At 70.9% G+C, this 21,410-nt stretch carries 19 protein-coding genes and 1 pseudogene; 7 read left to right on the plus strand and 13 right to left on the minus strand.

The window, feature by feature from the left end; translation table 11 throughout:
• The 3 genes from Plo01_RS22105 to Plo01_RS22115 form a co-directional block, all read right to left on the minus strand.
• The coding region (locus Plo01_RS22105; RefSeq protein WP_203892576.1) for a hypothetical protein at positions 1-265 on the minus strand (265 nt) is incomplete at its 3' end.
• Positions 266-715: 450 nt separating this feature from the next.
• The gene (locus Plo01_RS22110; RefSeq protein ID WP_203892577.1) at positions 716-1,276 is read right to left on the minus strand and encodes a MauE/DoxX family redox-associated membrane protein; all 561 of its coding nucleotides are present in this window, start codon (positions 1,274-1,276) and stop codon (positions 716-718) included.
• Positions 1,277-1,366: 90 nt separating this feature from the next.
• Positions 1,367-1,540, minus strand: coding sequence for a hypothetical protein (locus tag Plo01_RS22115; protein ID WP_203892578.1), 174 nt, complete (start codon positions 1,538-1,540; stop codon positions 1,367-1,369).
• A gap of 144 nt (positions 1,541-1,684) precedes the next feature.
• On the opposite strand from Plo01_RS22115, the gene Plo01_RS22120 reads away from it, so the two are divergent.
• Genes Plo01_RS22120 through Plo01_RS22130 form a run of 3 tightly spaced genes read left to right on the plus strand, consistent with a single transcriptional unit; the run spans position 1,685 to position 4,505 of the window.
• On the plus strand, positions 1,685-2,227 hold the full coding sequence (locus tag Plo01_RS22120; RefSeq protein ID WP_203892579.1) for a TlpA disulfide reductase family protein: 543 nt from the start codon (positions 1,685-1,687) through the stop codon (positions 2,225-2,227).
• Complete coding sequence (locus Plo01_RS22125; RefSeq protein WP_203892580.1) at positions 2,224-4,050, plus strand: ABC transporter ATP-binding protein; 1,827 nt, start codon at positions 2,224-2,226, stop codon at positions 4,048-4,050. Before Plo01_RS22120 ends, Plo01_RS22125 begins: the two co-directional genes overlap by 4 nt.
• A complete protein-coding gene (locus Plo01_RS22130) occupies positions 4,047-4,505 on the plus strand; it encodes a S26 family signal peptidase (RefSeq protein ID WP_203892581.1) in 459 nt (152 codons plus the stop codon). Before Plo01_RS22125 ends, Plo01_RS22130 begins: the two co-directional genes overlap by 4 nt.
• On the opposite strand, the gene Plo01_RS22135 is transcribed toward Plo01_RS22130, so the two are convergent.
• The 3 genes from Plo01_RS22135 to Plo01_RS22145 form a co-directional block, all read right to left on the minus strand.
• A complete protein-coding gene (locus Plo01_RS22135; protein ID WP_203892582.1) occupies positions 4,471-6,285 on the minus strand; it encodes an AfsR/SARP family transcriptional regulator in 1,815 nt (604 codons plus the stop codon). The two genes, Plo01_RS22130 and Plo01_RS22135, sit on opposite strands and share 35 nt — an antisense overlap.
• An 81-nt stretch (positions 6,286-6,366) precedes the next feature.
• On the minus strand, positions 6,367-6,660 hold the full coding sequence (locus tag Plo01_RS22140; RefSeq protein WP_203892583.1) for an ISAzo13-like element transposase-related protein: 294 nt from the start codon (positions 6,658-6,660) through the stop codon (positions 6,367-6,369).
• Between the two features lie 53 nt (positions 6,661-6,713).
• The gene (locus tag Plo01_RS22145) at positions 6,714-7,676 is read right to left on the minus strand and encodes a GlxA family transcriptional regulator (RefSeq protein ID WP_203892584.1); all 963 of its coding nucleotides are present in this window, start codon (positions 7,674-7,676) and stop codon (positions 6,714-6,716) included.
• A gap of 120 nt (positions 7,677-7,796) precedes the next feature.
• Between Plo01_RS22145 and Plo01_RS22150 the strand changes: the two genes are divergently transcribed.
• Complete coding sequence (locus Plo01_RS22150; RefSeq protein WP_203892585.1) at positions 7,797-8,072, plus strand: helix-turn-helix domain-containing protein; 276 nt, start codon at positions 7,797-7,799, stop codon at positions 8,070-8,072.
• 1,341 nt (positions 8,073-9,413) lie between these two features.
• On the opposite strand, the gene ligA is transcribed toward Plo01_RS22150, so the two are convergent.
• The 5 genes from ligA to Plo01_RS22175 form a co-directional block, all read right to left on the minus strand.
• Positions 9,414-11,501 (minus strand): NAD-dependent DNA ligase LigA, encoded by a 2,088-nt coding sequence (gene ligA, locus Plo01_RS22155; protein WP_203892586.1) that lies wholly within the window; start codon positions 11,499-11,501, stop codon positions 9,414-9,416.
• A 541-nt stretch (positions 11,502-12,042) separates the two neighbouring features.
• Positions 12,043-14,541 carry an FtsX-like permease family protein gene (locus tag Plo01_RS22160; protein WP_203892587.1) on the minus strand — a complete coding sequence of 833 codons (2,499 nt, stop codon included), beginning with the start codon at positions 14,539-14,541 and terminating at the stop codon, positions 12,043-12,045.
• Positions 14,538-15,212, minus strand: a complete 675-nt coding sequence (locus Plo01_RS22165; protein ID WP_203892588.1) for an ABC transporter ATP-binding protein — start codon at positions 15,210-15,212, stop codon at positions 14,538-14,540. Before Plo01_RS22165 ends, Plo01_RS22160 begins: the two co-directional genes overlap by 4 nt.
• 3 nt (positions 15,213-15,215) lie before the next feature.
• Positions 15,216-15,719, minus strand: coding sequence for a PadR family transcriptional regulator (locus tag Plo01_RS22170; RefSeq protein WP_203892589.1), 504 nt, complete (start codon positions 15,717-15,719; stop codon positions 15,216-15,218).
• 182 nt (positions 15,720-15,901) lie between these two features.
• Positions 15,902-16,105 carry a hypothetical protein gene (locus Plo01_RS22175; RefSeq protein WP_203892590.1) on the minus strand — a complete coding sequence of 68 codons (204 nt, stop codon included), beginning with the start codon at positions 16,103-16,105 and terminating at the stop codon, positions 15,902-15,904.
• Between the two features lie 148 nt (positions 16,106-16,253).
• On the opposite strand from Plo01_RS22175, the gene Plo01_RS22180 reads away from it, so the two are divergent.
• Both Plo01_RS22180 and Plo01_RS41350 read left to right on the plus strand, forming a co-directional pair.
• Positions 16,254-17,429 carry a serine hydrolase domain-containing protein gene (locus Plo01_RS22180; RefSeq protein WP_203892591.1) on the plus strand — a complete coding sequence of 392 codons (1,176 nt, stop codon included), beginning with the start codon at positions 16,254-16,256 and terminating at the stop codon, positions 17,427-17,429.
• A gap of 73 nt (positions 17,430-17,502) precedes the next feature.
• Positions 17,503-17,637 (plus strand): annotated as a pseudogene (locus Plo01_RS41350) (hypothetical protein); the annotation flags it as partial.
• Here Plo01_RS41350 and Plo01_RS22185 read toward each other — a convergent pair.
• Positions 17,578-17,760: a hypothetical protein gene (locus Plo01_RS22185; RefSeq protein ID WP_203892734.1), complete on the minus strand. Its 183-nt coding sequence runs from the start codon at positions 17,758-17,760 to the stop codon at positions 17,578-17,580. The pseudogene Plo01_RS41350 and the gene Plo01_RS22185 overlap by 60 nt on opposite strands.
• Between Plo01_RS22185 and Plo01_RS22190 the strand changes: the two genes are divergently transcribed.
• The gene (locus Plo01_RS22190; protein ID WP_239316832.1) at positions 17,738-19,645 is read left to right on the plus strand and encodes an alpha/beta fold hydrolase; all 1,908 of its coding nucleotides are present in this window, start codon (positions 17,738-17,740) and stop codon (positions 19,643-19,645) included. The two genes, Plo01_RS22185 and Plo01_RS22190, sit on opposite strands and share 23 nt — an antisense overlap.
• 230 nt (positions 19,646-19,875) lie before the next feature.
• Here Plo01_RS22190 and Plo01_RS22195 read toward each other — a convergent pair whose 3' ends face one another.
• The gene (locus Plo01_RS22195; RefSeq protein ID WP_203892593.1) at positions 19,876-21,198 is read right to left on the minus strand and encodes a YibE/F family protein; all 1,323 of its coding nucleotides are present in this window, start codon (positions 21,196-21,198) and stop codon (positions 19,876-19,878) included.
• Positions 21,199-21,410: the final 212 nt, after the last annotated feature.

The raw sequence follows: 21,410 nt of genomic DNA on the forward strand, positions 1-21,410 counted from the left end.
TGCAGCGGTTTCCCGGCGTACCCGTACCCGGTGAAGCAGCCCGGGTCGATGCGGCGGGGCGGCCGGCCAGTTGCCGCACCGTCGGCGGGGCGGCGTCATCGAGGTCGTCGACGGCGGCCAGGGCGGCGGCGGTGACGTCGTCGGCGCGCATGCCGTACTTGTGCAACAGCGTGGCCAGGACCACCCGGGCGATGTCGCGGGTCGTGGTGTCGGTGCCGGGGGCCTGGAGCAGGCATCGCCGGCGCCGCAGGACCGGTTCGATCACCGGCCGCCGGACCTCGGCGCGGGTTCCGCGAAGTCGCGTGTCCGCCATCCACCGGAACGGCGATATTTCATGCATATATCAGCATGTATCCGCCCTATCGACCACTTCCCTACCGTCGAAGTAAATCAGTACGCGATCGAAGGTGGAGACGCGCATGAACGCATTCATCGGCCGCGCCGCAGACCTGATGCTGGGACTGCTGGCGCCGAGGGCCACCGCAGAGGCAGCGGTCATCATCGGCTGTTGTGACTTCTGTCTGTGCCGGGTCAAGTCCGAAACCACCGGCCAGACCTGGTGTGCCAGGTGCTCCTGCACGAGGTGCTGACCCGCAGACGCTGACCGCCGGCCACGCGTGACGCGAAGCGAAGATGGAGGCCGCGGCAGCGGTGCGACCCGGGCGAGGATCTCCCCGCCCGGGTCGTTCCTGTTACGTGGTCTTGCTGCGTCCCGTCACGTGGCCGGGTCGGGTGAGCCGGCCAGCAGGGCGGCCAAGTCATCGAAGCGGACCGCCAGCAGGCCCACGATCATGCCCGAGGCGGCCGCGACCGAGACACCGGCAAGATTCCCGCTGACCGGCTCCAGCACCTCGACCACGCTGCCGGCCACAGCCACGCCGAGCAGCAGCACGTTCCGCACCACATGGCGCGGACCCAGGGGCATCGGCGAGGTGCCGAAACAACGGCAGGGCGTCCGGTCCCGGCGGCGCAGTGACGCCACAACGGCGATCGTGAACGCGCCCAGCACCCCCGCCGCCCCCATGAAGGCGCACAGTGCGACGGCCCCGAGCGCCGGCCACCAGGGACGGAGCAGGCCGGTGACCAGCCCGGCCGCCACCACGGCCTCGGCCGTCACCACCGTCGCAGCCAGCGGGCCGCGCAGCCGTGCCGGGAACAGGCTCAGCGGTCCTGCGGATACGGCGAAGGCCCGGAACTCCTCCCGGCCGGCCTTACTCGCCAGTGACGCCCCGAAGACCACGCTCAGCGCCATGGCGCATCCCAGTGATACGTACATCGTCAGACCCTTCCCCCACCAGTGGGCGGGCGGCGGGGTGAGGCCTCCGCCCGCCCGTGACGGCTTATCCCGCGTGCTGGTGCGCGCCCGTCAGCACCGAGAGCACGAGCACTGGGCGCACCACTTGTTGTTGGGATTGATCTCCGATTGGAAGTAGCAGACGCACCAGTCGCAACAGCCGATGAAGATGGCCGCCTCCGCCTTGAGCTTGGGCGCCAGCAGGCCGAGCATCAGATCACTGGCTCGGCCGAACAGTTGGTTCATGGGATCTCCAGACTCGAATGCCGACTGATTCCGCCAGCGACGGTAGAGATCGGGCCGATAGGACCGATACACGAGCACGTGTGCGGGAGTTATCACCCCGGCGGTTAGCGTCCGTTTCCTGCCAGAACGAAAAGGAGAGACACCGTGTCAGGTCTCGTCGTGCTCGTCGGCGCGTTGGCCCTGCTCAATCTGCTGCTCACCTTCGGCGTGATCAGGCGGCTGCGCGAACACACGGAGCTCCTCGCCGGGCGGGCGCCCGCCTCGTCCCCTGAGCCGCCGTCGCTTCCGGTGGGCCTGCGGGTATCCGCCTTCCGCGGCGCCACGACCGGCGGGGAGCCGCTCACACACGAGTCGTGGTCCGGGGACACACTCGTCGCCTTCATCAGCCCCGACTGCAGCCCCTGCCAGGAACGCATGCCCAGCCTGATCGAGACGGCCCGGCTGTGGCCAGGAGGGCGCCAGGCCACCATGGCCGTCGTCATCGCCGAGCCCGATGCGGCCGCCGAGTACGCCGAGTTGCTGTCCCCGGTGGCGAGGGTCGCGGTGGAGCCGCCGGGCGGGCCCATCGCGGCGGCGTTCGGAGTGGCGGCGTTTCCGTTGTTCGGGGTGGTAGACCGTTCGGGGCGGGTGCTTCGCTCCGCGCTGGAGCCGTCCACGCTGCTGCTCCAGGAGGTGGCGCAGGCATGAGGTTGCGGCGTCCCGCGGGGATCGCCGACGCCGTCGCCCTGGCCTGGCACGCCGGGCCGGGGACGCTGCTGGCGTACGTCGCCCTCACGGTGGTGGGCGGCGCCGTACCGGTCGTGGTCTCCTGGCTGACCAAACTGCTCCTGGATCACCTCGGCGCCGGCCACCCGGATCCGACGATGCTCGCCGCGCTGGGCACCGGCCTGGCGCTCGCCGGGGCCGCCGTCGCCGTGCTGCCGCGCACCGTCGCCTACGTCACCGACGAGCTGCGGCGCTCGGCCTCGCTCGTGGCCGATGACCGCCTGTACGCAGCCGTCAACTCCTTCGTCGGACTCGGCCGCTTTGAGGACCCGACGTTCCTGGACCGCCTGCGCCTGGCCAAGCAGTCCGGCGGAGTGACGCCCGGCAGGGTGGTCGCCGCGCTGCTCGCGCTCGTCCGGGCCGGGATCGGCGTCGCCGGCTTCCTGGGGTCGCTCGTCGTCATCAGTCCGGTGATGGCCGTGGCGGTGCTGGCGGGGGCCGTCCCGGTCGCCGCCGCCGAGTTCCTGCTGGCGCGGCGGCGGGCCACGATGTTCTGGCGGATCGGGCCGTTGCAGCGGCGCGAGGTCTTCTTCGGCTCGCTGCTGGCCGGTGTCGACGCCGCCAAGGAGCTCCGGCTGTTCGGCATCGGGACGTACCTGCGGGAGCGGATGCGGGCCGACACGCTGGCGGCCAACGCCGCCGAACGCCGTACCGCTCAGCGCGAGACTCTCATCCAGGGCGGCCTTGGCCTGCTGAGCGCGGTCGTCTCGGGAGCCGGCCTGGTCTGGGCCGTCCTGGAGGCCGGCGCGGGACGGATCTCGGCGGGCGACGTCACGATGTTCGTCGCCGCGGTTTCGGGCGTCGGGCTTGCGCTGGGGAGCCTGGTCACCGAAGCGGCGGGAGCGCACTACCAGCTGCTGATGTTCGCGCACTTCCGCGCCGTCGTCCACGCCGGGCCCGACCTCCCCGCACGGCCGCAGCCGCGTCCCCTGCCGCAGCTGCGCTCAGGGATCGAGCTGCGCGACGTGTGGTTCCGCTACTCGGCCGGCCATCCATGGGTGTTGCGGGGCGTCGACCTGTTCATCCCCGGGGGCGCCGCGTTCGGGCTGGTCGGCGTGAACGGGGCGGGCAAGAGCACCCTTGCCAAGCTGCTGTGCCGGTTCTACGACCCCGATCGTGGCGTGATCCTCTGGGATGGTGTGGACATCCGCGACGTGGACCCCGCGGTGCTGCGCACCCGGATCAGCGCGGTCTTCCAGGATTTCATGACCTACGACCTGACCGCGGCCGAGAACATCGGGCTGGGCGACCTGCGCGGGCTACGCGATCGGCCGCGCATCGAGACCGCGGCACACGAGGCGGGAGCCCATACCGTGCTGTCCGCGCTGCCGGACGGCTACGACACCCTGCTGTCCAGAGAGTTCTACAGCGAGGCGGACAAGGACGACGCCTCCACCGGCGCCCACCTGTCGGGCGGCCAGGGGCAACGAGTCTCGATCGCCCGGGCCCTGTTCCGGAGTCACTGCGAGCTGATGATCCTGGACGAGCCCAGCTCGGGGCTCGACGCCGACGCCGAGCACGAGCTCCACCAGCGGCTGCGCCGGCACCGTTCCGGCCGTACGAGCGTGCTGGTGTCCCACCGGCTCGGCGCGCTGCGGGACGCGGACACCATCGCTGTGATCGATGGCGGACGTGTGACCGAGCGCGGCTCGCACGACGAGCTCGTCGCGCTCGGCGGCACGTACGCCCGGCTCTTCGCCCAGCAGGCCGAGGGCTATCGCCCCGGCGCGAGCGTGATGCCGTGACCGGCTGGGTGCTGCCACTGCTGGTCGGCATGATCGCCCTCGGTGCGGCGTACGTCCGGCGCCGCCTCATCGCCGTGACCGTCGTCGGCACCAGCATGGCGCCGACCTTCACCGGAGGTGAACGCGTCCTCGTCCGGCGCACCGGCGTCCACCGGCTGCGTCACGGCGACGTCGTCGTGGTCCGATGGACGCCGCCGACACCATCGCTGCAGGGCACGACGGGCGAGCTGGTGTTGATCAAGCGAGTGACGGCCGTCGCCGGCGACCCGGTGCCGGCCGAGGTGGCCGAGGCCGCCGGCCGTCCGGCGGCCTCGGCGGTGCCCGCCGGCGCGTTCGTCCTGATCGGCGACAACGTCGAACGCAGCGTCGACTCCCGAATCTGCGGCCTCTTCCACGCCCCCAACCTGCTCGGGATCATGGTCAGGCGACTGGGCGTGCCCGGTTCCCGCCGTTGAGGTCCAGCTCGGCCAGGTGGGTCGCGACGTCGCGGGCGAGCAGCCGGGCGAGGTCGGCGAACAGGTAGCGGTCCGGCGGCTGGAAGCCCGCCAGCTCCATCTCGACCAGCCGGTCCAGGGCGCGGACGACCTCCCCGGCGCGCCCGCGCACCGCCCGCACGGCGTCCTGGACGCTGATCATGCCGGCCGGTAACGGCCCGAGTCGCCGGAACATCTCCGCCGCCAGCCGATCCACGCAACGCCCGCTGCCCGCCAGGCAGTCGTACGGCGATCTGAGGCTGGCGCGTAATGCCAGGCCGTCGGCTTCGAGCTCGTCGAGCCGCTGCCGCTCGTCACCGAGCCGGTCGGCCAGCTCGCGTACGGACCGGTCGGCGTGCGCCCTCAGGCGCGCGGCCGCGATCCGCAGCGCGAGCGGCAGCCGGCCGCACAGCCGGACCAGGTCGGCGGCCGCGTCCGGCTCCCGCCGCAATCGCGTGGGGCCGACGTGCAGCGACAACAGCCGCAGGGATGCGGCGTGACTGAGCGGGCCGACACGCAGGTGCGCCGCACCGTCGAGGACACTGAGCATCGGGCAGCTCGTCACCAGAACGGTGCTGCCGGGCGACGCCGCCAAAAAGGGGCGGACCTGAGCGGTGCCGGCGGCGTTGTCCAGCATCACCAGCATGCGGCGATCGGCCAGCACCGACCGGTAGGCCAAGGGAGCGACGTCCGGATCGGCCACCTCGGCGCCGAGCCCGCGCAGCGCCTGGCACAGGACGTCCGCGCCGGGACCGGCCGCGCGTAGATCGACGTAGAGCTGGCCGTCGGGATAGTGGTCGGCGACGGCGTGGGCAGCGCTCACCGCCAGGCACGACTTGCCGCTGCCGGCGGGACCGTGCACGACGACGACGTCGCCGGGCGCGCCGAGGCGGCGGGTGAGGTCCGACAACTCCTCCTCGCGGCCGACGACCGCAGTGGCCGGGGGCAGCTGGCGCGGCAGGCAGACGGGCCCCGAAGCCGGTACGACCGTGCGGGGCGGGGCCAGATCTCGACGGAGGATCGCCTGGTGCAGCCGTTGCAGCCCCTCGTGCGGCTCGATACCCAGGTCCTCGGCCAGCGCGTCGCGGGCCTCCGCGTAGGCGTCGAGCGCACCGCAGACGTCATGCAGAGCGTAGAGGGCGCGCATCAGCAGCCCCCACGCGCGTTCGCGCAGCGGGTGCGCCGTGACCAGCGCGCGGAGCGGGTTGAGAGCGCGTGTCGGCTGGCCGAGCGCCAGCAACGCCTCGCAGCAGTCCTCCTCGGCCGACAAACGCAGCGCGTCGACCGTGACCTTGCGCGCGGCGATGACGGATCCGTGCGGTACGTCCTCGAGCATCTCTCCGCGCCAGAGGGCGAGCCCGGTTTCGAGCCGCCGAAGGGCCTCCTCCGCCCGCCCCTCCTCCAGCAGCACCCGGCCGGCTGCGGCCTCGGCCTCGAAGACGTCGAGGTCAAGCTCACCGTCTTCCACCCGCAGCCGGTAACCGAGCGGGCGGGCGACCAGCCGGTCCCGCTCCCGCGGTGGCAGGGCCGCGCGCAGGCGCCCGGCGTACGTCCGGAGGTTGGCCGCCGCCGAGCGGGGCGGCGCCGAACCCCACAACTCCTCGGTCATCTCGTGGAACGGGACGGCCCCATTCGGCCTCATGAGCAACAGCGAGGCGAGGGTGCGCTGCTTGGGCGGCCCGACCGCGAGCACACCGCCGTCCGCCCGTATGACGAGCACCCCCAGCACCCCGAACTCCAATGACGCAGCCGTCTTCGACATGATCCCCGTTCACCCCGTCGAGGGCCCCACCGCGGCCGCCCACGATCTCCACTCTGACCGCGCGCCAGGACAGCGACCAGGTCAGCAGCAGGACAATGACCGGACATTGTGCATCGGCCGGCGCGTCGAGCGTCTGTATCGCCAGGTGCAGTTCCACTCGCCGTGAAAGGCGTACCGCACCAGGGGCAAAGCGGCCAGGCCGACGGCGCCGACCTGGACTCCCGGCGGGTAGCAGCCGGTGTCCCGCTCGACATGCACGGGCAGCCCGCCGGAGGTGGTGGCCATGGTGGTGACGACCTGGTGGCTGGTCGGCGGACGGCCTCGCCATGCCGCTCTTGCAGGCCCGAGTGCGACAGCCGCCTGCTCCTCCGGCATCGGCGGTGATCAGCGGTGTCGGCCGGGACGGGACGCGATCTCCTCCGACATGACTACGTGCTGGTCCGGGCCAGGCGGTAGCGCGACGGAGGGATGCCGTACCGGTCGACGAACGCCTGGCGGAGCGCCTCGATGGTGCCGAAGCCGCAACGGGCCGCGACGGCGCTCATGGGCAGGGTGGTGGAGGTCATGAGGTGGGCGGCGGCCTCGGCACGGGCCCGGCGTACGAATCGGCCCGGGGGCTGGCCCAGGTGTTTGAGGAACAGCCGGGTCAGGTGGCGCTGGCTCACTCCCGCGCCGTCGGCCAGGGCGGCCAGGGTCAGGTCGGTGTCCAGATGGCCGGTGATGTGATCGATGACCCGCTTGATCAGGCCGTCCGAGGGCGGCGGGCCCTGGGTGAACATGCTCCTCTGCGCCTGATCGCCGGGCCGCTGCAGGTAGGTCACCGCTTCACGGGCCACCTCCCGGGCGAGGGCGATGCCGTGATCCTCCTCGATGAAGGCGAGGGCCAGGTCCAGGGCACTGGTGACGCCGCCGGCCGTGACGACCTCGCCGTCGCGGATGAAGATCGGTCCGGAGTCGACGATGAGCTGCGGATGACGGGTGGCGAGCACGGGCGCGTAGCGCCAGTGGGTGGTGACGCGCCGGCCGTCGAGCAGGCCGGTGGCGGCCAGCACGGTTGTGCCCGTGCACACTGATGCGACGCGGCGGCTCTCCCGCGCCAGACGGCGGATGTGGCCGACGATCACCTGGTTGACGGCCGCCGCCTCATGTCCGATTCCGCCGGCCACCACGAGCGTGTCCAGCGGGCCGGCGACGCGTTCGAGGGCCAGTTGTCCCTGGAGCGTCAGCCCGCTGGCACAGGTGATGGGCAGGCCCGATGGAGTGGCCAGGAAGACCTCGTAGAGCGGGGCGCCGCCGTGGAGGTTCGCCATTACCAGGCTTGACGTCACGCAGGCGATGTCCAGCAGCTCCGCAGCGTGGTACCCGACCATGATCACACGCCGTTGGGTCATGACGCGACCGTATGTCACAAGGACGGGGCGGCCAAGTTTCTGGACCTCTCCCGGTGCCGTCCTTGGCGCGGCGCCGGGCCGTCGCAACAGTCGAACCACGACTCGGACGAGGGGAGTGTCATGCCTACCGGGAGACGAGAGGACGACCGGGACGATCCCGGGACGGAGTACCGAAGCCTGGGGGCGCTCATGCGGGCCTGGCGTGACCGGGCCCTGCTGACCCAGGAGCAGCTCGCCGACCGGGCGGGCGTCAACGTACGCACCATCCGCAGGCTGGAAGGCAACGCCGTGGGACGCCCCCGGAGTGCGTCGATCCGGTCGCTGATCGAGGCATTGGGGCTGGACCCGCGGGAACGGGCGGAGTTCACCGCCGCAGCCGTACGGGGTGACCGGTGAGGCCGGGGCCTTCCTCCAGGAGGAGACGCGGTGATCCGGTGATGTGCGCTCCATCAGAGGTTCGCGCGCCCTTGAAATGTCCGGTTATTGTCCTGGTCGCCATAGAAGCGCAAGTGCTACCTTTCTCACGATAACCGTTCTTGATCGCAGGAAAGAATCGCAGTGTGCCCGGTCGGGTACAAATCGGAAGAACGGGAATTGCCTGGTGCGCGAATCCGGCGGGTGTCGTCCACGCAAAGATTCAACAGGAAATCACAAGACGGAGAGAGGGAAAATGAAAAAAACGGCATGGGCTGCCGCGGCCGCCCTGACGACTGGCCTTCTGGCCAGTGCGGCGCCCTCCGCGGCGACGGCCTCGCCGACGGACAACGAGGTTCACAACACGAGCACGATCGCCGTCGGCGCCGTCCAGGTCTACAGGGAGCCCAGCTGTGTTTACCGGCAGGGCTGTTACGATGCCCTGATTCCAGCCGGAGGATATTCGGGATGGCGGCACACGGATGCCATCTATTTCGGAGAGAATTATTGCCTGCGAGTCCGCCCCTGGCTGCCGGGAGGCGGTCTGGGACCCGTGGCAATCACCCGTGAGGGGCCCGGGTACTTCGTATTCTCCGACGCTTATCCTGGTTTCGACGTAAGGGCGAAGCCGATCGGCGATCCCCTCTGCCGGCGCTCGGCAAAGGCCTCCACGGACGCAGGGGGCTTCGTTCGGGCCGAGCGGTAACGCTAAAGGGTCCGAAGGCGCTTGTCATGCCGGAAAGCGCCTTTCGCCGGCTGGAGGCCGCTTGTTCCTTAGCCCCGTCGAGGAACAAGCGGAACTGCAGAGGTGCCGCTCAGTATGGTCAGAAAGCGATGAAGCGACATCCCGCGTAGTGGCGCGGCGTTAAGTGGACGCTTGAGTCTCTCGCAAGTGTCTTCCTGTGCGACACGGAGATCACGATGTGGGGTTCAGGGAAGCACCCACTTGATGCAGCATGAGCATGGTTATGCATGATGGCGGTGGAGGCGACGCCAGGAGCCGAAGAACCGTGCGCCCTTGCCGAAGACCACCGGGCCGGCGCGATCCGCCGTCTTTTCCCGGGACGGGCGCTCGGGTCGCAGATGATGATCGTCGGCTGTACTGAACACCGAACACTTCACAACCGCATCCGTAAGCTGACCACCCACAGCCCTTCGGCGACCCGCACGACCTCGGCACACAGGAGTGATGATCTTCGGGTCGGTTCCGGCCGGGACGGTGGCATCCCCGATCCGGTAGGTGATGGCGGTGACGAGCAGCCTCCTTCACGCGATGGCGGGCATGCTGGCATCAGCAGGCCCGCCCGCCGGCGTTTTCAGGGACTACAGGAACGCCTCGACCATGTCGGCGAACTCCTCCGGAGTGACGATCCGTACGCCCAGATCCTCGGCCTTGGCCCGCTTGGAGCCGGCCTTCTCGCCGGCGACCAGCAGCGCGGTCTTGGCCGAGACGCTGCCCGACGCCTTGCCGCCGGCGCGTTCGATCAGCTCGTTGACCTGGTTGCGGCTCAGATCCGCCAGCGGGCCGGTCATCGTCCCGGTGGCCACCACCGACATGCCCGCCAGCGGCGGCCCGGCGACGGGCTGCCCGTCCTCGGCGGTCGCGACCGTGACGGTGACGCCGGGCTCGGTCATGTTGACGCCCGCCTTGATCAGCTTGTCGATCAGCGGGGCGAGCTCGGCCAGCTCGGCGACCACCACCGGAGCCTTCTCCGGGCCGATGCCCTCCACCTGCTGCAGCTCCTCGGCGGTGGCGGCGAGGACGGCCTCCATGCCGCCGAAGTGACGGGCGATGCGGCGGCTCATGGACCGCCCGGTCCCGCGCACGCCCAGCGCGCAGAACACCCGGCTCAGCGGCCGGGTCTTGGCCGTCTCGAGGGCGGCCAGCAGCTTGTCGGTGCTGAGCTCGCCCATGCGCTCCAGGCTGAGGATCTGTTCGCGGGTCAGGAAGAACAGGTCGGCGAAGTCGGCGATGAACCCCGCCTCCAGCAGCTGGACGATGCGGGATTCGGCCAGGGTCTCGACGTCGAGCTGGTCACGGCCGACGGCGTAGGTGATGGAGGCCAGCGCCCGGCAGGTCCGCCCGCGCACGCAGCGCCACCGCTCCTGGACGGTGTCGATCGCGTCGCCGCAGTTCGGGCATGCCTCGGGGAAGACGATCGGCTGCTCGTCTCCCGTGCGCAGGTGCACCACCGGCGCCTCCACGCGCGGGATGACGTCGCCGGCCTTGTAGACGGTGACCGAGTCGCCGAGCATCAGGCCGCGGCGGGTGATGTCGGCCGGGTTGTGCAGCGTGGCGTAGGTGACGGTGCTGCCGTCGATCTCGACCGGCTCCAGCACCGCGCGCGGGGCGATGACGCCGGTGCGGCCCACCGCCCACTCCACGCCGACGAGCTTGGTGATCTTCTCGACGGCCGGGAGCTTGTAGGCGACGGCCCAGCGCGGCGCCCGGCTGCCCACCCCGGCCTGAGCCTGGTCGGCCGCGAGGTCGGCCTTGACGACGATGCCGTCGATGCCGAACGGCAGCGTGGCGCGGGCGGCGGCGATCTGCTCGATGCGGGCCTGGATCTGCCCGACTTCGGTGACGGCGACGCCGGCGACCGGCGTGGTGGCGGCGGTGCCCACGCCCCAGGCGGCGACCAGGTCCATGATCTGGCTGTGCGGCAGCTCGCGCAGCCGCCCGGCCAGTTCGGAGCCGTCGCCGGGAGGCAGCGGCAGCGCCCCGTAGCCGAAGAACGTCAGCTCGCAGACGTATGGCCGGTCCTGGGCCCGCAGGGTGCCGGCGGCGGCGCTGCGCGCGTTGGCGAACGTGGTGCCGTCGTGCGCGGTGCGCTTGGCGCAGGCCGCCTCGAACTGCGCGGCCGTCATCATGACCTCGCCGCGGATCTCCACCGTGACCGGCTCGGTCAACCGGCCGGGCAGGCCGACGATCGTGCCGATCGCGTGGCTGACGTCCTCGCCGGCGGCGCCGTCCCCGCGGGTGACCAGCTGGGTCAGGCGGCCGTTCCGGTAGCGGGCCGAGATCGCCAGGCCGTCCAGCTTGGGCTCCACGCTCCAAGCGGTGACGGGCCGGCCCAGGCGGCGCTCCAGCCCGGCGACCCACCGGGTCAGATCCTCGGCCGAGAAGACGTTGTCCAGGCTGAGCATCGGCACCGTGTGCGGGACGTCGCCGTCGACCGCGCCGCCGGCGACCTTGCCCGTGGGCGAGCCGGGCAGCGCCTGGCCGGGATGCGCCGCCTCGTAGGCCTCGATGCCGCGCACCAGCCGGTCGTAGGCGTCGTCGTCCAGCGGGGAGGTGCCGTCGCCGTAGTAGGCGGCCGCGGCGTCGACCGCGAGCTGCACGGCTTCGGCGTAGGCGGCCTGGTCGGCCAGGACGGTGAGGGGAGCGGGGGCGGCGGGCGCGTCGTTCATGGGTCCATTCTCTCCGGGGAGACTGACATTCTCGGGTGCGGAAAGGCGGGGTGAGCTGGGAATCGTCGTAAGTGCAGCCGGATGGGCACCCTGCTGGACGTGAGCATTCACGCAGATCTCCAAAGAAGAGGGCCGGCGCCGGCTTTCCAGCGCCGCGGCCGTCTGGGCGCGCAGGTTCCGTGGTAGGCCTCAAGCAGGCGCCGGACCCGGTGCTGCGGCGCCGGGCCGGCATCCCCCTCGGCCTGCCGAGCTCCACCAGGTCGTGGGTGCACCTCAGGGGTTTCCGGTACCGGGTCAACACAGCAGAACCTGCCCTGACCAGCCGGGATGCGCTCAACCTCCTGGTGGGCTGGGACTTACCGAGATCTTCGCCCGTCTGGACGGAGACTCTCGGCTGATGTCAGATTGCGAGGACGTCGTGACACCCATCTATCTGTCTCCGGACAACTCCTCGTCGGCCAGCACGCCCTCCCACGGGATGCCGTGCGCGTCCGGAGCCCAGAACGTGCCCGGCGCCAGACCGCCGGCTCCGGTCACGGCATCAGGTTGGGCGACGATTGAGCGGCGGCGGGGCGTTGCGCATGAGCGCTCCGGCCAGCACCATCGCCAGCAACGGCAGCCCCACCACGACACCGAGCACGAAGAGCCAGGGAATCGCGATCGTGACCGAACCGGCTCGTTCCGTCAGCGACCAGGTCAGCGCGATCCCGGCCACGGTCCCCGTCACCGCCCCGGTCAGCACACCGATGCCGGAGATGTAGCCCGCCTGCCCGGCGAGCAGCAAGCGTCGTACACGCGGACTCCCACCGATGGCGTGTACGGTGGCCAGGTCCGGCCGGGAGTCGGCCGCGGCCAGACGTGTGGCGATGAACGTGCCGCTGACCACGAAGAAGAAGGCCACGCCGAACAGCGCCCACAACTGAGGCGTCATGTAGTTGCGATAACCCGCCTCGTAGTAGCTACTCGCGCCGCTGGGCAGCATGAGCATCTCGTCACGCGGCGTATAACGGGTGTAGAGGCGCCGCTCCCAGGTCTTCAGACCGAGCTTCTTCGCCGCGGTGAAGGGCACGACGGCGCCGGCCTGCTTGGGTTGGGAGGGAGCCACGAAGACCGCGGGGGCGTCGGCGGGGAACCCCGTCATCTCCGCGGAGATCCGTACTTTGCCGTCGCGAACCAGCCCAGGCTCGAAGACCACCACCTTGCCCGCGGCGAAGGCGGCGGTGGCAGCGGGGTCGTCGCGGCCGAGAAGGAAGCGCAGCAGCCGCTCGTCGCCGACGGGTATCCCGTAATCGCCTCCAGGTCGTTCGCACATGGGCCCGCACCGGCCGCCCTGACGCGGGAGCATCAGGATGGAGTTCTCTTCGCTTCCCGGCTCCCTGATCTCGTGCGCCTCGATGAACGTGGCGCCCGGAAGCGTCACGACGGCCTTCGCCTTGATCTCGGCCCACTCCCGAGTGGTCGGCACCTCACCGCTGATCATGAGGGTGCCCAGCGGCTGGATCGGCACATAGCGATCGCGATTGTCGACGTAGTTGCTGTAGTAGCCGATGCCGAAGGCCATCACCGCCGCGGTGACCGCCATCACCGCCGCGGCGGCGGAAGCCGTACGGCCACGGTGGCGGGAGGCGTCACGGACCGCGAGACGGAACGGGAGCGGCAGGCGGCTGGCGAGCCGCCCGCAACGCGCCACCAGCCAGGGCATGAGGGCGACCAGGCCCACCACCACCAGCGTCATCGCGGCGAGGATCCACATCTCCTCCGACGCGTGGGCCGCGAAGGTCGCGGCCAGGCCGGCCACGATCAGGGCGAGACCGAGAAGAGGTCTGCCTGTGCGAATACGGACGTCCGGCGCTCGCCCGGCGAGGACGGCGGTCGTGCTCTGCCGGGCAGCCTGGGCCGCGGGGACGAGCGCGGCGACGAGGCCGCTGATCACAGAGAGCAGCATTACCGGCAGCACGACCACCCACTGGGTGTCCGGCGGGCCGATGCGGGAGCCGAAGCGGCTGAGAACGTACGCGGCCGCCACGCCGCCCCCGAGTCCGAGTGCCGCGCCGGCCACTGCCGCCAACCCGCCCAGGACCAGGCCGTCCGTGGCCACTATCGTTCGTAGATGGCGCGACGATCCGCCCTGTGCCGAGATCATCGCGAGCTCCGTGCGCCGGCGTCGCAGGCTGACGGCGAAGGCAGGACCGGCGAGCACGGCAGTCTCGAGCACGATCATGAGGAGCAGGGCGCCGAATCCGGCGACCATGGCGGCGGGAACGGCGAAGCCGTAGCTGAACATTGCCAGGGCGTCTTCGCGCGGATCCAGCGAGCCCCTCTCCTGAAGCAACGCGCGCGATTTCACGTGGATGCCCTTGCGAATCAGCCGGTCGACGTCGTCCCGTAGGAGTGGCTCCGGCATGTCCACCAGCCAGCCACCCCCGGACAGGCCGTTCCGGGCGTCCTCGCCGAACAGGGTCCCTGGCAGGCTGACGAGCTCGTCGCCCATCGGCTGGTTGGGGTTCTCGACCACTCCCACCACCTTGACGGACCGGTTCCGCTGGGGCAGCTGGAGCGTGGTGCCCATGCGCCGCATCGGTGGCGAAACCACCACCTCACCGGCGGCGGCGGGCAGCCGTCCCTCCACCAGGCGGCGCATTCCGGAGGAGACGGGGTCGCGCAGGTCCACCTCCATGCCCGGATACCTCGCCCGGTCCTCCAGCATCACGCTCTCTTCCCGATGGGGCACCAGTCTTGCGCCGGGGAACAGCGGCTGCAGCTCCCCAGCGGTCCAGGTATGGCCCTTCCCACTCATGGAGAACCGTCCGTCTCCCATGTCATGGACCTCGGGATTGATCAGGCCGAAGGCCTCCACGTAGGCGTCGGCGGCGCCCATCGAGGTAGTGAGCCCCTCACGCTCCGAGACCGCCATCGTCGACAGGGCGGTGACCACGCCCGTGATCGCCAGCACCGGCAGCGCGATCATGGCCACGATGAGCGCGCTGCGCCCCTTGGACCTCCGCGCCGCGCGCCACGACAGCCGCAGGAGCGCCCTCATCGGACCTGCTCCAGCAAGGAGGAGTCCACGATCTCGCCGTCCCTCAGGTAGACCACCCGGTCGGCCCAGGCGGCGTATCGCGACTCGTGCGTCACGAGCAGGACTGCGGCGCCCGCGTCGGCGCGCCCCCGCAGCACGTGAAGGATCTCATCGCTCACGTGGGTGTCGAGCGCGCCGGTCGGCTCGTCGGCGAGCACCAGCCGCCTGTCACCCACCAGCGCCCGCGCGATCGCCACCCGCTGGCGCTGGCCACCCGACATCTCATCGGGGAAGCGGTCGGCCAGGTTGGCCACCCCCACCTCCTCCATGACCGCCAGTGACTCCGCTCGCGCCCGCCGGGTGCGCACACCGTCGAGCTCGCGCGGCAGCATCACGTTCTCGGCGGCGGTCAGCGAGGGGATGAGGTTGAGGTCCTGGAACACATACCCCACGGCTCGGCGGCGGAGGGCAGGGAGATCCCGGACCTGGGCTAAGTCGGCGCCGTCGACCGTCACCGTCCCCGACGTGGGCAGGTCCAGGCCACCGGCCACGTTCAGCAGCGTCGACTTGCCCGACGCCGACGGCCCCATGACCGCGACCAGCTCGCCTTCGGCGACCTCCAAGCTCACCCTTTTGAGCGCGTGGACCTCGCCGTAGTGGCGGCTCACCTGCGCCAGCCGTACGAAACTCATGTTTCAGCTCTCCCTGAGTACGGCTTCGCAGTGGTCCAGCCACCGCTGCTCGGCCTCGGCCTGAAAGATCATCGAATCGAGCACCAGCCGCTGTGCCGGCCCGTCGAGGGCGGCGCGCTTCGCCCGCGTGAGCTCCTGCATCGTGCGCATCGTGGCGGCGCGCTGGGCCTGGATCACCTGGTGCGCGTTGGGATGGGTGGTGATGGCCAGCGCCAGTTTGATCACCAGCTCGTCCCGTGGCCGGTCGGACTGGGCGACGGGGGTGCTGAACCATCGCTCCATCTCGGCCCGACCGGCCTCGGTGATCCGATAGGCGACGCGGCCGTGCTCATCCGCCTCGCCCTGCTCCACCAGGCCGTCTCGCTCCATACGGGTCAGGGTCGTGTAGACCTGGCCGATGTTGAGCGGCCACGTCGCCCCCGTGGACGACTCGAACTCCGCCCGCAGCTGATAACCGTGGCGTGGGCCCCGGCTGAGCAAAGCGAGCAGACCGTGCCTGACGGACATAGTTACTCAGTATGCATACTCCGTATAGGGCGGCAATGGCTTCCGAGGCAGATGTCAGTAACCGCTCTCGGCGGAGAGGCGGGCCTGCTTATTTAGATATATATCTATTTAGATGGGAGCCTCGTCGCCGAAGAGGCTGTCATGATCCAGCCGAACGATCTTCGCGAACAGGTCCACATCCACTACGCCGCCGTCGCCGCCAACGAGCCGAGCGGCTGCTGCTCACCCGCGTCCGGCTGCGGCCCCACCGGCACCACCGGCTGATCGTCGTCATCCAGGCGCACCGCACCGACCTCATCGGGCGCCGCGCCGGCCAGCGCGGCCTCCAGCTCCGCCAAGGCGGCGTGCAGCTCCTCCTCGCCCTGGGTCAGGACCTCGGGAACCAAGCGATTCCACCATCCGTTCGGCCTCCTCCTGAAGTAGTAACCGGGCCGTGGCGCTCAGGGATGGGCGGGGGATCACCCCGATCCGCCGCGGATCCGTCTTCCGCGATCTTTCATGGGCACCCGTTCCACCCTTCCGGAAGGAATCCCCGTGCGTCCCGTGAAACTCGCCGTGATCACTGCGGCCGTCCTGGCTGTCCTGGCCGTGCCGGCGCCGTCAGCCGCCGGCGCCGACACCGGCGCGAACGACCCCTCGCCCTACCAGTGCCTCATCGACGAGGTCGCCGCCGCGCCCCGGCCGGACCTGCCCGAGGACCAGACGCCGATCCCCGGTCATGTCAGAACCCCGATCCCCGGAATCGTGCTGGACGTCCGTACACCCGGTACCCGGTTCACCGGTGCCACCGGCCGCTTCGCCCTCGGCGGCGGCAGGTTGCGCCCCGGCGACGCCTTCCGTACCGCCAGCGTCACCAAGACCTTCACCGCGGTGGCGGCTCTACGGCTCGTCGAACAGGGCAGGCTGCGCCTCGACGACCCGATCGGCCGCCACCTCGACCCCGCCCTGATGAAGAAGATCCGCTACGGCTCGCGCATCACCCTCCGGCAGTTGCTCGAGCACACCTCCGGCATCGCCGACTATGTCACCGACGACCCGTCGTGGATGAGCGAGGTCTTCGCCGGCCCCCACCGCATCTGGACACCTCGTGAACTGGCCGAGCGGGGACTGCGGCTTCCTCCGGCATTCCAGCCCGGAAAGGGCCACCACTACTCCGACACCGGCTACGTGCTGGCCGGGCTCATCATCGAAGAAGCCGCCGGCAAGCGTCTGCACCAGGTCTACCGCGAGCAGATCCTGCAACCGCTCGGCCTGCGCGCGACTTACCTGGAGCTCTGGGAGCCCCACCGCGGGCGACTGTCTCACCCCTACGTCCTCGACCTGGACTTCAGGCGATGGAACCCCACCTACGACACCTTCGGCGGCGGCGGCCTGGTCTCCACCGGCGCCGACCTGGCCCGGTTCATCCGCAGCCTGTTCGAAGGCCGGGTCTTCGAGCACGCCGCGACGCTTGAGGCCATGCTGCGGGCCGCCCCGCACAGCGAGGGCGGCTACGGCCTGGGCATCATGCGCCTGCAGGAGGGAGAGACGACGCTCTGGGGTCATCTGGGTGCGCACGGCTCCTTCATGCTCTACGACCCGGCCGCCAAGATCTCCATCACCGGCACCGTCAACCAGATGTTCACCGGCGACAAGCAGGCGGAGAGCGAGATCATCTCTGCCGCCTACCGCATCGCCGCCGGCGCGAAGGCTCCTTCCTGCCCCGTGTGACGTCGCCGGAACCACCGCGTCGCGCTCCGCCGATCCGGTCGCCGCCGGCGCGCACCACGACGACATCGGGGAAATGGGCCGCCAGGTCTATGCCCGGCGCAACGCCCTGGCCCTTGAACTCATCGAGCGGGCACGTCTGCGCGGACAACTACGGACCGACCTCGATGCCGTCGTGGTGCTCCTCGACCGGCTCGCCGGTGCCCTGTACTACCGCGTCCTGGTCACCGGAGCCCCGGTGGACCACAGCTATGCCGAACGCCTCGTGGCCGGTGCGCTCGACGGTGTGATGAACCGGAAGGAAAACCCCCGTGTCCGTGAAGAGCCTCGTCATCGGTTCCGTCTCCCTGGCCCTCGTCGTCCTCACCACCGGAGCACCGGCGCTCGACGCGTCGGCCGCCGTCGCGGCGCAGGCCGAGTCGCCCGTCCGCCCCGCCGCTGTCTCGTCCTTCGCTCCGTCCTCCGTGCGCGGCGCGCCGATGCTGGAGGAGCACCCGTGCCCCGTAACGGCCCCGCCGGGCACCCGATGCGGTTATCTGGTGGTCCCGCAGCGACGCGACGTGCCGCAGGGTCCCAGCGTGAAGGTGGGCTTCGCCGTACACCGCTCGACCGCCGCCGACCGGAAAGCGGACCCGGTCGTCTACACCAGTGGCGGCCCGGCCTCGGGCTCGATCCCCCTTACCGGCTACCTCGCCGACATGTTCCGAGATCGCGACGTGGTCGTGCTGGAGCAGCGTGGCAGCAGGTGGTCGCAGCCCCGGCTGGACTGCCCGGAGACGGTCCGCGCCGTGCTGGACACGCTCGTCACCCCAGGCCGGGCCAGGCAGGAGAGGGGCGTGATCGCCGCCGGGGCGGCGGCGTGCCGTGACCGGCTCGGAGTAGACCTGCGGGGATTCCGGACCGAGGAGATCGCCGCCGACGTGGTGGATCTGCGGCGGGCCCTGGGATATGCGCGCTGGAACCTGTTCGGGGTCAGCTACTCCACCCGCTCCATGCTCGCGGCCGCCGCCGTGGACCCGCAGGGTACCCGCTCGGTGGTGCTGGACTCCTTCCTGCCGGCCGGCAAGGACTGGTACGACGACGCCGCCCGCGACCTGACCGAGGCGATCGGGAGGCTGGCCGGTCAGGGCTGGCCGGACCTGCCGGCGCGGTTCGAGCGGATGGTCGACCGGCTGAACCGCGACCCGGCGGCCGTCACGACCGACGACCCGCTGACCGGAAGGCCGATCACCGTCCGGCTCACCGGGGACGACGTGGCGACCGTGATCGGCGAGGCCCTGCGCGAGGCCGACGTGGTCCCCATCGTGCCCGTGCTGATCGACGGACTGGCGGCCGGTCGCGATGACCTGCTCCAGCCGCTGGCCGATGCGGCCGGCTCCGGGCTGACCAGCCACGAGTTCGGCCTCTACTACGCCATCCAGTGTCAGGACGAGGCGCCCGACAACGCATTCGCGCCCGCGCGCCCGCAGTTGTTCACCGTGGTGCACGACCAGGCGGTGTGCGACACCTGGAAGCTACCCGGTGCACCCGCCGCCGAGGCCGCCACCGCGGCGCCCGTCCTGGTGGTGGGCGGCCAGTACGATCCGACGACTCCCACCCGTACGGCGGAGCCCGCTGCCCGGGCGTTGCCGAATGCCCGGTTCGTGGAGTTCGCCGGGGTCGGGCACGCGGTGTTCCTGTCGAATCAGTGCGGCCGTCAGACCATCGCCGCCTTCGTCGCCGATCCCGCCGCGGCCCCGCCCTGCGACCCCGCACGGGCTGCCTACCGGGTGATCGGGCCGGAGCAGCTGCACCTGACCACGGCGGTGTACCGGGCGCAGCGGGAGCCCTGGAGGCTGCTGCCCTTCGGCTTGTTCGTCCTGACCGCACTGGCACAGCTCGGCGTGGGACTGGCGCGCCCGCGCCGGCGCCTGCCCGCGCTGGTGGCGGGGGTGTGCGGCCTGGCGCTGGCCGGGCTGACGGCCGGCGCGCTGTACGGGGTGATCGAGGAGAACGAGGTCGTGCTGGGGATGGGGATCCCCGCCGCCGTGCCGTGGTACGGCCTGCCGGCCTGGGCCGGTCTGGCCGTCACGCTGGCGGCCGCTTGGCGGGCGCGGACCGCTCGCGCCTCCCGGCGGCCGATCGCGGGCGGGCTCCTGCGGGATCCGGCGGCGGCCCACCTCCTCGCTGCGGTGATCTCCGCCGGTTTCCTGGCCTGGTGGCACCTGTACTTCCTGTGACCCGCACCTGGGCCTCGGATGTCCGTCAAACCGGATCAAGCCCAGAATAACGGTCATCATGCCTCCGTACCGGGTCCAGGCCAGCATGCGATCCAGCTCGGCCTTGGACAGTCCCGGGGTCTTGGAGAACGCGGGCGGCTGGGCGCGGTCCATGGCGGCGAACGGGTTGCGCGCCGCAATCCCCATGCGCTCCAGGTAGCGCTACCAGGAGGAGGCCGCCGGGAGCCCCCTCAGGCGACCGGATCGGTCAGGAAGTCCGGTGGCCGCCGGTGCCGTGCCCGTCGCGGCGCCCGGTCGTGGTCCCGGTCCCAGTCCTGATCGTGGTCGTGGTCGTGGCCGTGGTCGCGGGGATCCTGATCCCGGCCGGGGGAGCGGCGGACGGTGGTCAGGGCGGCCAGGGCGGTGGTGATCGGGACGGCCGCGATCAGGCCGAGGGTGCCGGCGACGCTGCGGACGATCTCCTGGGCGAGGACGGGGTTGGTCACGACCTGTCCGACCGGCTGCTCGCCGACGCTGATGAGCAGCAGCAGGGGCAGCGACGCCCCGGCGTACGCGAGGATGATCGTGTTGATCACCGAGGCGATGTGGGAGCGGCCGACCCGCGCGGCGGCCCGGTACAGCTGGGCGAAGCCGTAGCCCGGATTGGCGTGGGCCAGCTCGGTGACGGTGGCGGCCTGGGTGACGGTGACGTCGTCGAGCACGCCGAGCGAGCCGATGATGATGCTGGCCAGCAGCAGCCCCTGGGTGTTGATGCGGTAGCTGGTGTCGAGGTAGAAGGAGCTCTCGTCGGTGATCCCGTTGAGCTGGACGATGCCGATGGCGGCGTACGACAGCAGGCCGGTCAGGCTGAGGCTGACCACGGTGCCCACGATCGCCGTCGAGGTGGTGACGGTGAAGCCGTGGGTGAGGTACAGCACGGTGAGCATGATCGCCGCCGAGCCGACGATTCCCACCAGGAGCGGGGACTGACCGGCCAGGATCGCCGGGATGACGAACATCAGCAGCAGCACGAAGGTGATGGCCAGCCCGATGAGCGCCGTCACCCCGCGCCACCGGCCGAAGGCGACCACCGCCAGCGCGAAGGCGGCGCCGACCAGCCACAGCGACGAGCCGCGGTCGTGATCGGAGATCTGGTACGGCGGCACGTCCAGCGTGCTGTCGGGGGTGTGGATCAGCACCACGTCGTCGCCCTCGGCGAAGCGCTGCCCGCCCGGGCCGCTGGGCAGCTGGGTGGTGACGCGTTCACCGGCCTGCTCGCCGCCGGTCAGCTCCACCTCGGCGTCGCCGCAGGTGGCGGGGTCGGGAGGCGGCGTGTTCTGCGGCGCCCCCTCGATGGGGGGCTCCTCCGGACAGGGGGTGAGGGTGATGTCGGTGATCGTCCCGGTCACCCGCTCCAGCTGCGGCTGCCCGGCGGTGGAGACGGGCTCGGCCGGCCACATCCAGACCAGCGCGGCGAGCGTGGCGATCGCGAGGGGGATGATGACGGCCAGCGTCGCCCACACCGTCGCCCGGGAATGAGGGACGACCGGACCGTGGGAGTGGTTGGCGCCCATGGGGCATGCTCTCCTCGAGGCGGCTGGCGGGCGGGGCGGAGGCGGGGGAGCGCCGCTCCACCTCGCCGGACGGGTGAATCGAACGGACGGGCGCAACGGGATCCACTGCCCCTGCACAGTAGATTTTGGCGGAAAGCCCTGAGTGGTCAGGCACGTTCTGGCGGGTTACCGGCCGATATCCGGACGTGGGATCGGACACGGGGAAGGCGGGG

This window comes from Planobispora longispora (assembly GCF_016863135.1).
In the GTDB taxonomy this organism is placed as follows: domain Bacteria; phylum Actinomycetota; class Actinomycetes; order Streptosporangiales; family Streptosporangiaceae; genus Planobispora; species Planobispora longispora.

Excerpts from the sequence above, each read along its gene's own strand:
- Plo01_RS22110 (WP_203892577.1), bottom strand. The coding sequence starts at position 1,276 with ATGTACGTATCACTGGGATGCGCCATGGCGCTGAGCGTGGTCTTCGGG.
- Plo01_RS22115 (WP_203892578.1), bottom strand. The coding sequence starts at position 1,540 with ATGAACCAACTGTTCGGCCGAGCCAGTGATCTGATGCTCGGCCTGCTG.
- Plo01_RS22125 (WP_203892580.1), top strand. The coding sequence starts at position 2,224 with ATGAGGTTGCGGCGTCCCGCGGGGATCGCCGACGCCGTCGCCCTGGCC.
- Plo01_RS22135 (WP_203892582.1), bottom strand. The coding sequence starts at position 6,285 with ATGTCGAAGACGGCTGCGTCATTGGAGTTCGGGGTGCTGGGGGTGCTC.
- Plo01_RS22140 (WP_203892583.1), bottom strand. The coding sequence starts at position 6,660 with ATGCCGGAGGAGCAGGCGGCTGTCGCACTCGGGCCTGCAAGAGCGGCA.
- Plo01_RS22145 (WP_203892584.1), bottom strand. The coding sequence starts at position 7,676 with ATGACCCAACGGCGTGTGATCATGGTCGGGTACCACGCTGCGGAGCTG.
- Plo01_RS22150 (WP_203892585.1), top strand. The coding sequence starts at position 7,797 with ATGCCTACCGGGAGACGAGAGGACGACCGGGACGATCCCGGGACGGAG.
- ligA (WP_203892586.1), bottom strand. The coding sequence starts at position 11,501 with ATGAACGACGCGCCCGCCGCCCCCGCTCCCCTCACCGTCCTGGCCGAC.
- Plo01_RS22160 (WP_203892587.1), bottom strand. The coding sequence starts at position 14,541 with ATGAGGGCGCTCCTGCGGCTGTCGTGGCGCGCGGCGCGGAGGTCCAAG.
- Plo01_RS22165 (WP_203892588.1), bottom strand. The coding sequence starts at position 15,212 with ATGAGTTTCGTACGGCTGGCGCAGGTGAGCCGCCACTACGGCGAGGTC.
- Plo01_RS22170 (WP_203892589.1), bottom strand. The coding sequence starts at position 15,719 with ATGTCCGTCAGGCACGGTCTGCTCGCTTTGCTCAGCCGGGGCCCACGC.
- Plo01_RS22185 (WP_203892734.1), bottom strand. The coding sequence starts at position 17,760 with ATGACGAGGCTCTTCACGGACACGGGGGTTTTCCTTCCGGTTCATCAC.
- Plo01_RS22195 (WP_203892593.1), bottom strand. The coding sequence starts at position 21,198 with ATGGGCGCCAACCACTCCCACGGTCCGGTCGTCCCTCATTCCCGGGCG.